Source organism: Wolbachia endosymbiont of Drosophila innubila (genome assembly GCF_021378375.1).
GTDB classification, from domain to species: domain Bacteria; phylum Pseudomonadota; class Alphaproteobacteria; order Rickettsiales; family Anaplasmataceae; genus Wolbachia; species Wolbachia pipientis.
In genome coordinates this window covers 618,007-630,716 of record NZ_CP076228.1, presented here as the reverse complement: position 1 = coordinate 630,716, position 12,710 = coordinate 618,007, and the positions used below count along the sequence as shown (strand labels likewise).

General features: G+C 36.7%; 16 protein-coding genes and 10 pseudogenes. 25 read left to right on the top strand and 1 reads right to left on the bottom strand.

Annotated features, from left to right (window positions below; all coding sequences use genetic code 11):
- Positions 1-16: 16 nt before the first annotated feature.
- From J4T77_RS03405 to J4T77_RS03380, 9 genes and pseudogenes are all read left to right on the top strand, one after another.
- Positions 17-308: pseudogene (locus J4T77_RS03405) on the top strand (transposase); the annotation flags it as partial.
- Between the two features lie 439 nt (positions 309-747).
- Positions 748-888 (top strand): hypothetical protein, encoded by a 141-nt coding sequence (locus J4T77_RS03400; protein WP_233641142.1) that lies wholly within the window; start codon positions 748-750, stop codon positions 886-888.
- Between the two features lie 468 nt (positions 889-1,356).
- A pseudogene (locus J4T77_RS03395) lies at positions 1,357-2,166 on the top strand (IS110 family transposase).
- Positions 2,167-2,189: 23 nt separating this feature from the next.
- A pseudogene (locus tag J4T77_RS03390) lies at positions 2,190-2,584 on the top strand (head decoration protein).
- A 118-nt stretch (positions 2,585-2,702) separates the two neighbouring features.
- Entirely contained in the window at positions 2,703-2,900 is a 198-nt protein-coding gene (locus J4T77_RS07235) for a major capsid protein (protein WP_369409708.1), read from the top strand.
- 7 nt (positions 2,901-2,907) lie between these two features.
- A pseudogene (locus J4T77_RS07230) lies at positions 2,908-3,201 on the top strand (major capsid protein).
- A complete protein-coding gene (locus J4T77_RS07225) occupies positions 3,173-3,337 on the top strand; it encodes a major capsid protein (protein ID WP_369409707.1) in 165 nt (54 codons plus the stop codon). The pseudogene J4T77_RS07230 and the gene J4T77_RS07225 overlap by 29 nt, the downstream one beginning before the upstream one ends.
- Complete coding sequence (locus J4T77_RS07220; protein WP_369409706.1) at positions 3,334-3,642, top strand: major capsid protein; 309 nt, start codon at positions 3,334-3,336, stop codon at positions 3,640-3,642. Before J4T77_RS07225 ends, J4T77_RS07220 begins: the two co-directional genes overlap by 4 nt.
- A gap of 86 nt (positions 3,643-3,728) precedes the next feature.
- A complete protein-coding gene (locus J4T77_RS03380; protein ID WP_010082171.1) occupies positions 3,729-3,989 on the top strand; it encodes a head-tail joining protein in 261 nt (86 codons plus the stop codon).
- Positions 3,990-4,174: 185 nt separating this feature from the next.
- On the opposite strand, the pseudogene J4T77_RS03375 reads toward J4T77_RS03380, so the two are convergent.
- Positions 4,175-5,203 (bottom strand): annotated as a pseudogene (locus J4T77_RS03375) (IS110 family RNA-guided transposase).
- Between the two features lie 180 nt (positions 5,204-5,383).
- Here J4T77_RS03375 and J4T77_RS07560 point away from each other — a divergent pair.
- From J4T77_RS07560 to J4T77_RS03305, 16 genes and pseudogenes are all read left to right on the top strand, one after another.
- Positions 5,384-5,527 (top strand): head-tail joining protein, encoded by a 144-nt coding sequence (locus J4T77_RS07560; protein WP_010962478.1) that lies wholly within the window; start codon positions 5,384-5,386, stop codon positions 5,525-5,527.
- Positions 5,528-5,989, top strand: coding sequence for a phage tail protein (locus tag J4T77_RS03370; protein WP_233641141.1), 462 nt, complete (start codon positions 5,528-5,530; stop codon positions 5,987-5,989).
- 40 nt (positions 5,990-6,029) lie between these two features.
- Positions 6,030-6,505, top strand: a pseudogene (locus J4T77_RS03365) (hypothetical protein).
- A gap of 9 nt (positions 6,506-6,514) precedes the next feature.
- Entirely contained in the window at positions 6,515-6,841 is a 327-nt protein-coding gene (locus J4T77_RS03360) for a phage baseplate assembly protein V (protein ID WP_410543713.1), read from the top strand.
- 122 nt (positions 6,842-6,963) lie between these two features.
- Positions 6,964-7,302, top strand: a pseudogene (locus tag J4T77_RS03355) (GPW/gp25 family protein); the annotation flags it as partial.
- A gap of 40 nt (positions 7,303-7,342) precedes the next feature.
- Positions 7,343-8,104: pseudogene (locus J4T77_RS03350) on the top strand (baseplate assembly protein).
- Positions 8,104-9,263 (top strand): annotated as a pseudogene (locus J4T77_RS03345) (phage tail protein). Before J4T77_RS03350 ends, J4T77_RS03345 begins: the two co-directional pseudogenes overlap by 1 nt.
- 173 nt (positions 9,264-9,436) lie before the next feature.
- Entirely contained in the window at positions 9,437-9,685 is a 249-nt protein-coding gene (locus tag J4T77_RS03340; protein WP_233641140.1) for an ankyrin repeat domain-containing protein, read from the top strand.
- Entirely contained in the window at positions 9,667-10,035 is a 369-nt protein-coding gene (locus J4T77_RS03335) for an ankyrin repeat domain-containing protein (protein ID WP_233641139.1), read from the top strand. The genes J4T77_RS03340 and J4T77_RS03335 overlap by 19 nt, the downstream gene beginning before the upstream one ends.
- A gap of 260 nt (positions 10,036-10,295) precedes the next feature.
- A complete protein-coding gene (locus J4T77_RS03330; RefSeq protein ID WP_369409705.1) occupies positions 10,296-10,691 on the top strand; it encodes an ankyrin repeat domain-containing protein in 396 nt (131 codons plus the stop codon).
- On the top strand, positions 10,675-10,887 hold the full coding sequence (locus J4T77_RS07215) for a hypothetical protein (protein WP_369409704.1): 213 nt from the start codon (positions 10,675-10,677) through the stop codon (positions 10,885-10,887). Before J4T77_RS03330 ends, J4T77_RS07215 begins: the two co-directional genes overlap by 17 nt.
- Positions 10,888-10,920: 33 nt before the next feature.
- Positions 10,921-11,348, top strand: a pseudogene (locus J4T77_RS03325) (DUF2924 domain-containing protein).
- A gap of 2 nt (positions 11,349-11,350) precedes the next feature.
- On the top strand, positions 11,351-11,596 hold the full coding sequence (locus tag J4T77_RS03320; protein WP_233641137.1) for a recombinase family protein: 246 nt from the start codon (positions 11,351-11,353) through the stop codon (positions 11,594-11,596).
- Positions 11,597-11,629: 33 nt separating this feature from the next.
- On the top strand, positions 11,630-11,821 hold the full coding sequence (locus J4T77_RS03315; RefSeq protein ID WP_233641136.1) for a hypothetical protein: 192 nt from the start codon (positions 11,630-11,632) through the stop codon (positions 11,819-11,821).
- Between the two features lie 295 nt (positions 11,822-12,116).
- Positions 12,117-12,296 (top strand): hypothetical protein, encoded by a 180-nt coding sequence (locus J4T77_RS03310; RefSeq protein WP_233641135.1) that lies wholly within the window; start codon positions 12,117-12,119, stop codon positions 12,294-12,296.
- Complete coding sequence (locus J4T77_RS03305; RefSeq protein ID WP_233641134.1) at positions 12,296-12,589, top strand: hypothetical protein; 294 nt, start codon at positions 12,296-12,298, stop codon at positions 12,587-12,589. Before J4T77_RS03310 ends, J4T77_RS03305 begins: the two co-directional genes overlap by 1 nt.
- Positions 12,590-12,710 lie beyond the last annotated feature (121 nt).

Sequence of the window (12,710 nt, the reverse complement as noted above, 5' to 3'; positions counted from 1 at the left end):
AAAGTTGGTTCTATAGTATTTACCAAATGATTTTCCGCTATGGAAGACTGTGTATGAGCAGTTCAGGCAATGGAAGAAGCAGGGAATTTTTGAGAAAATGAATTATGAAATTACAAAAATATAGTAGAAGAAAAATAGGAAAGAATGAGCAGCCGAGTGCCTGTATAGTAGATAGTCAATCTGTAAAGACTACAGAAAAGGGGATCAAAAGCCATGATGGAAGTAAAAAAAAGTAAAGGGTAGAAAAGGCATATAATTACAGACACCTCAGGGTTTTTATAGGTTGTTACATAGGCGCTGCTAACGAAAAATGATAGAATCAGCCAAGAAGATGTGGAGGACTTTTGCTTAAGCACAGGGACAGAAGGATGAAGGAGTATGATTTACTCACAACATCCCGCCCTGGGCGATATAAAGAGGGAATATGCCGGAATTTTGTCGAACAACCTCTTTCCGCATGAGCCGCAAAGAAATAGGAATCTATTTCGTCGAGCTTGTAGCAAAAAAAAATCAAATCAACGGAAGCAGGGCTATATTTTGGTGAGAAAGCAATAGAGATTGACTTGCTGATGAAGTGATAACATATTCTGAATTTATAGATAGGAGAAACAATATGAGTAAAGCTGAATTTAACTATAAGGGCCACCATCGATGCTGATGAGTTAATGGAAGAATCAAAACGAATAAGGTTATGAGAGGTGCCCAAGCGAAGTATTAGAGGTAATAAGATTGTGTAATTTGTCAAAGATGCCAGAGAAGATAGGAGAATTTATTGAGCAGGATGTAAACGCAAACAAGCAAGAGATATTAATGTCGATACTGGCGGAGAGAACGAAGAAGACAGAGATACTGCAGCACAATACCACAAAGTTCATCAGAAGATTTTAATGATGCGGTAGCAAGAACCGAGCGCAATCTGGCATTTGAGAAATTTAGGTACCAGCACTACAAATGCCGCGGTAAACAAGTCCGGGCCAGAATAGCCAATTATAAAAGCTTCACCGCGACGTATAGCAACTTTAAACACCGCGGTAAACAAATCTTGTAACCGCCGTATATAACACTAACAAAAGCGGCGGTAAACACCATGAGATGGTATGAATAGTTATTGCTTGGTTGGAAGCATGAGAAGATAATACCTTTCAGAGTGGATAGGTGGCAGATTGAAAATGTTTCTAGAGGCCCTTTCTGCTTTTTTGCAGTATAGGAAAAAGACCTCGTGAAGGAGGATTAATCGCCCCTGCCACCGAAAACCATCGTGCGGCCTATAAAATTTAGTGACCGCGTATAGAGAATGGACCAACCGGTAATATTCTACTCTGATATGTTGGAGTATTCAATAAGGGGAGAAGATTTATGCGTTACATAGGTGTTGATTTACATACTAATAGTTTCACTGCTTGCTACTTAGAAATTGGTGAAAAACCAGAGTATGTTAAAACGTTTTCGCTTACAGGATTTAGGTAATTTTATCAAAATCTTCAAGAAACAGATGAAGCAGCCTTAGAGGCAACGGGAAATAGCTGTTTCTTTTTATGATGAAGTGTCTACGTTAAGCGTTGTTGTGCTTGCCTCGTAATTTGAAGGTTCGTCGTTCTGTGAACAAAAACAGATAAACATGATGCAAGAGCTATTGCTTTTTTTTCAGCAAAGATATGTTGCCTGAAGCAAAATGCAAGAGCAAACAATGCCAACAGTTAGCTTCTCTTCTTAAAACAAGAGATCAGTTAGTAAAATCACGGGTATCTTAATCAATAAAAATACATGGACTTTTCACCACGGAATAAAGATTAAAACCACGGAATAAAGATTTGAAAAACAGGAAGTCACTTGAAAAACAATTGGTGATATTAATGATTTTAGTAATCCTGAAAAACTTACAGCTTATTTTGGAGTTGTACCGCGAGTTTTCAATCCAATCAACAATGCACAATTGGAAGAATTACTAAACGTGGATCAAAAATTGGGCGTACTTCTTTAGTACAGTGTACTTGGATTGCTATACGTTATAGTCCTTATCTGAAAAGTTTTTACGAGCGTGTGAAAAAAGCGTGGTTCTGCTAAGGCTATTATTGCTACTGCTAGGAAGTTTCTCACAACTATTTTCTATACTCTTAAAACAACTGGATTTTCAAAGATTTTACAAAATATGAAATTTCTTATTGACAACAATCATAGGAGAAACATTTATGAGTTGTATAACCGAACAAAATAACCTTGGTGACCTATTAAAGTATGAGGCATCAAATCTATACTCAAGAGACCAAATAACAGTAACAAAGGGCAAAACCTAAGCTTGGGTACAGAAGTTTGGCTGTAATATTGAAGATAATGTAATTAGTTATCAATCCAACTGCAACAGATGGTACGCAAACAGCTATAGGAGTGATAGCAAGTGATGTAAAAAACGTGAAAGAAAATACCAAAGCAGTAATCATTACACGTATAGCAATGCTAGCAGATCATGCAGTTGTGTGGCCAGCAAATATAACAGAAGAGCAGAAAGCTGCAGCAATAAAGCAACTTTGAAGCACGAGGCATCATTATCCGCAAAAGGGGTTTAGAAGCCCAGCAAACATCTTAATCATTCGCAAAGGGCTTAAAAGCCAACAAACATCTACAGCATTAAAGGGGAAAAACATGCAAAATCCATTTACAAATTCAGCATTTAGTATGACGGACTAACTAAAGCAATAAACATATTGCCGATAAATTATGGTCGAACAGAAAGCTTAAATTTATTTCCAAGTAGATCGGTAAGATTCCGACATATTACGATAGAAGAGCAAAACGGTGTTTTGAGCCTATTACCAACGCAAGTTCCGGAGCACCAGCAACAGTGGGGAAAACGTGGAAAACGAAAAATAAGAACGTTTACGATACCACATATTCCCCCATGATGACGTAGTGTTACCTGAGGAAGTGCAAGGGATAAGGGCATTTGGGTCAGAGAATGAACTGAAAGCGTTGGCTAACGTGGTAACAGATCATCTGAATTGATGAGGAACAAGCACGCGATAACGTTAGAACATTTGCGAATGGGGGCGTTGAAAGGGGATTATTCTGGACGCTGATGGCAGTGAATTGTTAAATCTTTACAACGAATTTGAAATTACGCCAAAAGTAGTAAATTTTGCACTGGGAATAGCAACAACAGATGTAAAGCGGGTGTATGGAAGTACTCCGGCATATAGAAGATAATCTAAGTGGTGAATATATGACAGGAGTACATGCTTTGGTAAGCCCTGAATTTTTTGATGCATTAACTTCGCATAGTAAAGTAAAAAAGAAGCATATGAAAGATGGCAAGAAGGAGCAGCGCTTCGGAATGATATGAGATCAGGATTTACGTTTTGTGGAATAACATTTGAGGAATACAGAGGACAAGCAACTGATCCTGAAGGAACCGTGAGAAGATTTATTGAGAAAGATACAGGTCACTGTTTTCCACTTGGTACAGCAAGCACATTTACTACTTACTTTGCGCCAGCGGACTTTAATGAAACGGTAAATACACTAGGACAACCGCTCTATGCAAAACAAGAGCCAAGAAGATTTGATAGAGGGACTGACCTTCATACCCAATCAAACCCTCTACCAATGTGCCATCGCCCAGGTATACTTGTAAAACTTGCTGCATAACAGGTGAGGTAAAGCTAAGTGCAGATTGTTTTAATACCCGAACAGGAAGCATTATATCAACTAAAGAATAAAAGCAACTAAAAATTATGTTTAGAGATATTAAAAGATTATTTGCAGATTGTTTTGCACATCTAGGGCAGCAAGCGTTGTATGAATCAAAGGATAAGTCATATATGGTGCAAATATTAAAACAACAGCCAGATAAATTATACGAGATTGGTGAAGGACAATTTGTAGGGGAGATATTGATTTTGGAGGTGAGTATATTCGATGTATTGCAGCCAGTAGTAGATACCGTCTTGCAAGTCAACAAAAAAATTACAAAAATTGTTCAAGCTGTATCATAAAATTAAAAAATACTTCCAATTCACATTTTGTGTAACGGTACACAGATTATAGTTAGTGAATATGTTGATAAGTAAATTTCCGCTTTTTTGTACGTATAAAATTAATTTACTTATCAACATATTCACTAACCAGTTACAAAATTTGTGTAAGATACTATTTTACATAATTGGAGCGTTTTTTGATTTTAAAGCACTAAACTTTCAGCCAAACTCCTAGCTCTGTAGTTTTTGATATGATCTGGATCAAAAGCCTTCTTTGACCTTAAAACACCAAAAAACAATATGGAGTAACTTACGCATTGCAGCTCCCACAATGGCCATGTTATGCTTGCCTTTCTCTTTTAACCTTTTGCAAAAAGTCATAATAGTAGGATTATGATTCTTAGCTACTATGGCAGGAAAGTACATTGCCTTACATAATGTTCGTGAACCGGATTTACTTAATCTGGGCTTGGCATGTACAGACGTACCTGACGTTATATTTCGTGGTATAGCTCCAGCATATGCTGCCAATTGCCTGGCATCCTTGAAAGCTTTTATGTTAGGAACTTCAGCCAAAATAGCTACTGCTGATTCTTCTCCTATTCCTGGAATGGTCAATAGAAGTTGAAAATTTTCCAACAATTCTTTGTGTTTATTTAATAGTTCACGTAAGGAGTTTTTTTATTCTTTCTATTTTTTGTTTTATGTTCATTGCAAGGTCTTCCCAAGCATTTGCAACTTCTTTAGGCAGTCTCTCTTTTTTTTTTTCTAAGTGGTTATTTACTAATGTCAATTCATCTTTTAACGCAGCCGAGCAACGATAAAGATGCTTTTAATTTCTTTAACTCAGGAGAAGGTGGTGCCCAACGAATAGGTTCCTGTCTTTGGCAATAATCGGCAATTATCTCTGCATCAGTCTGATCATTCTTTTGTCGTATAAGCTTACTTTTTGCATAAAATCTTATACAAGCTGGATTAACAACACTCACAAAATGTCCAGTATTGTGTAGAAATTCAGCTAAGGCTTCACTATAACAACCAGTAGCTTCCATGCAGGCTTTTACTTGTTCTACATTATGCTTTTGTAGAAAGCTCAGTAAACCTTGAAACCCATGATCATTATTCTTGAAACTCCTTTTCCTGGTTTCACGTTTTCCTTTGTTGCTTATGAATGAAAGAGAAACATCAAAGCGATCTTTTTGATATGTCTATACCCAAAAGTTGTTGATCATATATAACTCCATACGTTACTATTAAAATGAAAAGTAAGGCTAACCTTGTGGGTACAGAATTATAACCATTTAGGTCTTTCTACGATACCGTTCAGCCTATACTTTTGAGAAGGGAACTCTTGTCTACCACACAGATTTTATATCTAAGGAGATATTCAAAGTTCTTCCCTTCTCCACCTAATGCTTAAGCTTAAAACATCAGATGCTTTTGACAAGATACAAGGAGATATCTTTATTATTGATAAGCGTAAGTACAAAGTATATTCACCACCACTTAGGGACAATTCGGGAATGCTATGGAAAATTCAAGCGTCAGGGGTGTAGATGCGTATTAACATCGAAGTCACCGGTAGTATTATACAAAGTATAGATGCTGAAAGGAAAAAAGTGGAAAAAGCAACGGTGAGGGCACTAAACAAAACAGCACTATGGGTAAGGTCACAAACTGTCAAACAAGTTAGCGAAGAAAAACAAATACCAAAAAAAGCAATGAGAAAAAAGTTAAGTGTGGATAAAGCAAATAGAAAGCGCTTATGGTCAGTAGTAAAGCTCAGTTCGCAGTGGATAGGAGTAGCAAAACTTGGGAGTATAAAACAGACAAAGATAGGAGCAAAAGTAGGAAGCCGTACGTATGAAGGAGCATTTATAGCAACAATGAAAAATGGTCATATAGGAATCTTCAGACGAAGGTATACCACGTCTTTGCCAATAGATGAAATTAAAATAAATACCCATGCTCGGGAAACAATGAAAGAGTTAGTCTCTAATGAAGTAGAGAGTATTTGAGAAGTATTTTGACCATGAACTTAATTTTATTTAAGAGCGTATGTTTTGGAGAGATCTACATCAGAAGATTTGTAAAACGCTAAAAGAAGAAATCCCAGCAATACAAACGTGCGAAGTGTATCCAGCAATACGTAGGGAAATAATAGCGCCAGCAGCATTTGTAGAGCTTGCAAGTTTAGAACCAGGGAAAGATCCGGGGACTGAGGAATTAGCGTTGAGGGCAAGATTTGAGGTAAGAGTGGTAGTTGATGGAACAGTTGAGGATTCTCAGGTAGTGGTAAGGTCACTGGCAGCGGAAATTGCAAGGGTAGTGAATAAGAATACTTGGGACGTGGAAAATGTTTCAGCAGGTGAATTTATATCAGCAGGAGGGGGATGATTTTTAAACCAGAGTTGGATGCATATTTGGTGTGGTTGGTCGAATGGGTTCACGAGCTACATACAGGTCAATCAATGTGGTTAGAAACTGGTATCATACCACATACAATAAGTGTTGGCGAAAATGTTAGAGCATAATTTTTTGCAATTTCAGAGCTGAATAGGAAGTTAGCGAACATTATTCGTATAGGTTTAGTTAAAGAAGTAGATTATGAAAAAGCAAGAGTGCGGGTAAAAATAGGGGAATTTTTAACGGATTGGCTTCCGTGGGTAACGGCAAGAGCAGGAGAAGATAGAAGTTGGTTTGCGCCGAATATTGATGAGCAAAATAGTATTATCGCCATATGGAGAGTTGTCATTATATCAGGGAGAAATATCCCTCCGGAGAATAAAAAGGAAATAAATAGTGTAAAATTTCAAGATGGGACAAAGTTATCATATGAGCAAAGAAAAGAATCAACCATCTTAAGATAGATGTAGTGGATAAAATAACGTTGAAAGTAGGAGAATCAAATATGTATTTGTTAATGATATTGGCATAACAAGAGCAGGTGACTGGGTATCGTGTGGTTTCATGTGATGGGGTGATAGCAAAAATGTATTTGCAGAATGAGAGGCCGAATGCTAGCACGGGAAAGCGAATTGAGCGATTAAACCATCTAAAGCAATCGATAGTTGACATACTGACCACGCCGATAGATCACGTGTTATGCGAAGGATTATGAGTCAAGACGCATTTGAATTAGTAGATAAGCCAATTAATAGGATTGAACTTGGAAATCTATGCAGCAGTATAGCAGAAGCTCTACAAAAGTTGGAGCAAAGATTTAAGTTAGAAAAAGTAAAAATTACAGAAGTGAAAGAAGGAAAGGGTCAATATTTCATTAGATGGTATTTATCTACCAAATGGGAAAAATATTCATTTGATGGGATTATGGTATAGAGATGGAGGAACTTTGAAGAGATTTTTCCCGGATGAAAGAAGAATTAGTAAGTCGTGATGAAAGTTTTACGGCATTAGTAGAAAGTGACCCAGCAATAAAGATTTTAGAGGTAGCAGCATGGCGAGAACTTTTGCTGAGAGAAAGAATAAACGAAGCGGCAAGGAGCAACTTACTGAAGTTTGCAAGAGGGGAAGAACTTGATAATTTAGCTGAGTTTTATGGAGCAGAGAGGCAAGATGGAGAAGAAGATGAACGATTTAGAAAAAGAATCAAGGCAAAATAAAAGGCTGGTCAACTGGAGGAAGTAAAGAACATTATCGATATCATGCACTCTCAGCAGATAGAAGAGTAAAGGATGCGCTGGTTGAATCAAAAAGTGCCAGGGAGTGTAGAGATCTCGATTTTATCCACGGAGTTATCCACAAATGGCATAGCATCTGAAGAACTACTTGATATTGTAAGAAAGCGAGTCACCAGGGATGATATAAGGGTATTGACAGATACGATAACAGTAGTTGGTTGCAATATTATTGAAATAGATATCCACAGCAAAATTAGCATTAAAAGACCGGATATTATTGAAACGGTGAAGAAGAAATTTATCGAAAAATTTGAAGCAACGAAAAGATTGGGATGGAAGGTGACAAAATCATGGATCATAGCAAATCTATTTGTAGAAGGGGTAGAAAACGTGGAATTAATAGAGCCAAGAAAAGATGTTGTGTGTGTGGTACTGGGGAATGAGTGCGTTTGTTTAGGCAAGCTAGAAATCGAATTAATGGGCAAAAGCTAATGTTACTTCCACCTAATAGCACAAAAGAAGAAAGAGCCATAGTAGAGGCTATCGATTACAAAGTTGATCCAAGCAGGATAAAAGGATTTAAGTTTAATTCTAAAGATGAAATACTACCGTGGATAATAGAAGAATATGGATTGGGGGAAATTCTGCGTTGGGTAAAAGACAAAGGAAAGGCGATAAGAGAAGAATAAAATTTCAAAGACTGCGTGGCACACCTGCCTCACTGAAAATAGCATTAAAGTGGGCAAATATAGAAGATATTACGATCATTGAAGAGCCACCCGGTAAAACACTTTTTTGAGTTGCAGGTAGGGATAAGAGATGTTCCGAACGACTTCTTCGTGGATGCAGTAGTAGAACTAGCAAAAACTATCATTGCCAGCAAGATCGAGGCTAATGAGGCTTTTCAATGACCACTATAATATTGGAAGATTTATTTTAGATGAAAGCTTTTTTGGCAGCTTATTATCAGACTACTCTGGTACAAAGATCGAAAAAGATGGACCAGTGTTATCATTTGGGAGAGTAAATTTTTTCAGGTCTAGTGGTCCAGTTGTTAGGATTATAGAGAACTATCTACGCAATCATTATGAACAAGCTTTGAGCAATGATATATATCGCCTAGATGTAGCAATACTTGGAGAAACCGAGCCTCATACTAAGAACTATAACGGTATTTATGAAAGGAATCATGTGTGGTATAACTTCAAAGCGCTATATCCGCTACCACAGGGCTTATTACCGGCAATTAAGTTTGCTAAGGCACAAATAGTATTATCAGATAGCTGGAACTTAGGGGAAATAAACGCATGTTTTCCGGTTACTAGTATAGAAGAGGAAGGGGATAAATTTTATTGGGAAGTAGCAAACTATCTGAACAACTGTGGAATTTAAAATATAAACCAGTTTTAGAAAGGTTTAGCGTTACTCACCACTACAAGGTAGAAGATTTTACCAACCAGAAAGTTATAAGATTTGGTTTAGCAGAACACAATGTTCATTTTGAAAGCGATTTAGATTCAGAGCAAAAGGATTCAATACATGAGTTAGAAAGGTACATTTTAGTGTTTTACCCAGGTGTACTAACATGGCACGAACATCGACATTTGAACAGAAGTTGGGAAGAAAACAGGTCGTATGTTTAATGAGTTAAATACATATACTTATATCTTCATACACTACATTAATATTCGGTAAAAATGTGTGTTTTTTGAAAAAAAGAAGTTGCTTTTTCATGCCAAAACAGCTATAAATTAGGTAGGTGTAGGTAAACAAAAAAGATTTACCAAACGCTAGAAGTTAGGAAGTTTTATAGTGAGGTACATCATGTGGATTAGTCAAGAAGAAAGGGATGATTTTAATGAATTATTTCAAGAGTTGCTTGCAGGCAAATTGTCTAAAAAGCATATAAATAGAAAAAATGAAAACGGTGAAACAATGTTGCACCGAGCAGCAAAATGTCGACGAGAAAAAGTAAACTGGCTGATATGGGAAGGAGCAGATGTAGATGCAAGAGATAACGAAGGTTATACACCACTGCACTCAGCAGCGCTTGAATGCGTCTGGAAAACGTAAAAGAATTAATAGAAGCCAGAGCAGATATAAACGCAACCGAAGAAGATGGAAATACGGCACTACATCTAGCGTGTATGGTAGGTGGAAAAAAGATAGTAGAAGAGTTAATAAAAGCAGGGGCAGAAATAAACCTGGTAAGTATATCAGGATTTAGCCCAATGTATTACGCAAGTGATGAAGAGACAAGGGAGGTATTAAAGAAAAAAGGAGGAAAAATAGTGAACAAACAGAGGGAGTTAATGGAAAAAATAAGTAAGGTATCGGAAAAGCAGGTGGTAAATGGTGGAAAGAAGCTAAATGATGTGGAGGAAAGGGCTGTAGATGTTTGCAGACTTTTTGTGAGGAAATAAGAGGCTAAATATATGGAAAAATAGAAGAGAAAAGCTGGCAACAGCAGGAGAGGAATTGCTATTATTTAACAGATTAAATATATAGATTTATATCTTAATATAATATGCTGAAAAAATGTGTATATTTTGTAAAAAAAACTTGCTTTTTATGCCAAAATAGCCCTAAGTGAAAAAGTAGCTGGTAAACAAACAAAGTTTGCTAAGCGCTAAAGTGAGCCAAATTGGAGCCACTTTATATTGCATTAATAGCTGAGGAACTTATGGTAAAATTTAGTAAGAAAGAAAGAGAAGAATTTAATAAGTCGTGGAAAGAAGTATTAGATAACTCAATAGAAAATATTAACAAAAAAGACACAAAAGGAAGGACGATACTACATTACGCGGTGGGAATGCCAGATCCGAAAAAAGTGAAATTATTAATCAAAAAGGGAGCAGATGTAGATGCAGCAGATGCCGGGAAATATAGACCACTACACCTAGCAGTGATGGGGCAACGTCTAGAAAATACAAAAGAGCTGATAAAGGCAGGAGTCGATGTAAACGCAGTGGAACGAAGTAACAAATTTGCCGCGTTACACCTTGCGTGCATGGTAGCAGAGATAAAAAATAGTAGAAGAGCTAGTAAAAGCGGGAGGGAATGTGGAACAAAAAGATAAATTTGGCAAGACCCCAATGGATTATGTGAGAAATAATAAAGAGATAAAAGAAGTGTTAGAGAACGTAAAAATGGCAAATAAACAGAGGGAATTTATAGAAAGAATAAGAGTTGTATCGGAAAGTACAGCAGCAGGCGTGATAGTAGCAAAAGAAGAGGTGAAAGAGCTAGAAACTATGGATGAAAAAGTGCTATGAGCCGCAACTTTTTTTTAAATTCAGAAGCTAGGGATGGAAGGAATAGAAAAGAAAGTATTGAATTTAGAGAAAAAGCGTTGGAAGAGCTGAGAAAAATATGGAGGAAGGTCTTTGTGGAAGAAGCGCCTACAAACTCAAAGAAATATTTGATACCAAGATTGGCGTATAGGTTGCAGGAGAAAGCGTATGGAGAAATATCAAGAAAAGGAGCAAAAAGACTAAAAATACCTGGCAGATCGGCTAGAACAGGGAAAAGGATAAGTAGCGATAAACTGCCAGCAGTAGGAACGGAGTTGATATTAGAAAGAGGTGAAGAAACGCATGCAGTGATGGTAACAGATAAGGGTTTAATCTACAGAGAAGAATTTTTTACGTCATTATCAGCGGTAGCCGGAAAAATAATGGGAATGAGCTACAACGGTCCTTTATTATTTGGGATGCGTGATAAAAAGGTAAGTTGAGAATGCTAAAAGAGGTAAGGTGTGCGATATATACGAGAAAATCAAATGAAGACGGGCTAGAGCAGAAGTTTAATAGTCTTGATGCACAGCGAGTAGCATGTAAAAAATATATAAAAAGCCGAGAAGGGTGGGTAGCATTAGCCAAAAGGTATGATGATGGAGGCTATTCAGGAAGTAATTTAAATAGACCAGCGATAAAGGAATTATTTGAAGATGTAGGATTGGTGGATGGAGGAATGCGCCACTAGGGTATGATGTAAAAGAGAAGGAATTAATAATAAATGAAAAGAAGCAAAAGTAATAAAAGCATATTTGAGAGATATGGAGCTGAGATCAATGGCAGAATTGGCAGAGAGTTAAACAGAGAAGGATATCGAACGAAAGCAAACTGTATATACCTTTTAAAAGGCCACAGTGAGGAGAATAATAACAAACTGATATATATGGAAAAATACATTATGAGAAGAGTATAAAGGAAAGCATGAGGCAATAATAGTAGTAGAAGAAATGGCAAAAGCACAGAACACAGCGAATCATATCGAAGTGTAAAAATATGAAGAGGCGCTACTAAAGGGGATGATAAGATGCAGATGCTGCAAAGCAAACATGACGCTGATTATTACCTCAAAAAAAAGAAAATAAAAGGTATCGATATTATATATGCATAACCATTTCAGAGGAAAAGGTTGCAAGTCGATGAACCGAACAGTAGTAGCCGGAGAAGTGGAAAAAAGAAGTAATGAAGAGAGCGGAATGCTTATATGAGAATTGGGAAAAAGGCAAAAAAAAGAAAAATGGAAAAATTTAAGTTTTGGAAAACAGAAAGAAGCAGTGAAGAAATTAATAAAAAACAGTGTGGGTAAGAGAAGATGGAATGAGGTGTGTTCTGAGTCAGAGGAAAAATTTATACCAATGAATTTAAAGAAGAAAGGAACAAATGCACAGTAGTGGGAGCCAGAAGGAAAACAAACAATGCGCTACTGAAAGCAGTGGTAAGAGCCCATCTTTGGAAACGTCAACTAGAGGAAGGAAAATATAGAAGTGTGAAAGAGCTGAGCATTAAAATTAATATAGGTACAAGACGTATACAACAAATTTTAAGATTAAATTATTTAGCACCAAAGATCAAAGAAGACATAGTAAATGGGAGACAACCGAGTAATTTGCGGTTAGTTGATTTAAGGGAAATACCGATGCTATGGAGTGAGCAAATGGAAAAATTTTACAAATTAGCGTCTTAAAAATCACACAATTAATACGTTATTAACGCAACTAACTTATAAAACAAACATTATACGAAGGGAAATACTATGCCAGTAAAGAAAAAGAGCGTACTGATAAATTATGTGGATTAACAGAAAA

Bases quoted from the DNA above. Each gene is read 5' to 3' on its own strand.
- J4T77_RS03330 (WP_369409705.1), top strand. From the start codon at position 10,296: ATGGTAAAATTTAGTAAGAAAGAAAGAGAAGAATTTAATAAGTCGTGG.
- J4T77_RS07225 (WP_369409707.1), top strand. From the start codon at position 3,173: ATGGAAGTACTCCGGCATATAGAAGATAATCTAAGTGGTGAATATATG.
- J4T77_RS07220 (WP_369409706.1), top strand. From the start codon at position 3,334: ATGAGATCAGGATTTACGTTTTGTGGAATAACATTTGAGGAATACAGA.
- J4T77_RS03320 (WP_233641137.1), top strand. From the start codon at position 11,351: ATGCTAAAAGAGGTAAGGTGTGCGATATATACGAGAAAATCAAATGAA.
- J4T77_RS03340 (WP_233641140.1), top strand. From the start codon at position 9,437: ATGTGGATTAGTCAAGAAGAAAGGGATGATTTTAATGAATTATTTCAA.
- J4T77_RS03315 (WP_233641136.1), top strand. From the start codon at position 11,630: ATGAAAAGAAGCAAAAGTAATAAAAGCATATTTGAGAGATATGGAGCT.
- J4T77_RS03370 (WP_233641141.1), top strand. From the start codon at position 5,528: ATGCGTATTAACATCGAAGTCACCGGTAGTATTATACAAAGTATAGAT.
- J4T77_RS03380 (WP_010082171.1), top strand. From the start codon at position 3,729: ATGTTTAGAGATATTAAAAGATTATTTGCAGATTGTTTTGCACATCTA.
- J4T77_RS03335 (WP_233641139.1), top strand. From the start codon at position 9,667: ATGCGTCTGGAAAACGTAAAAGAATTAATAGAAGCCAGAGCAGATATA.
- J4T77_RS03400 (WP_233641142.1), top strand. From the start codon at position 748: ATGCCAGAGAAGATAGGAGAATTTATTGAGCAGGATGTAAACGCAAAC.
- J4T77_RS07560 (WP_010962478.1), top strand. From the start codon at position 5,384: ATGCTTAAGCTTAAAACATCAGATGCTTTTGACAAGATACAAGGAGAT.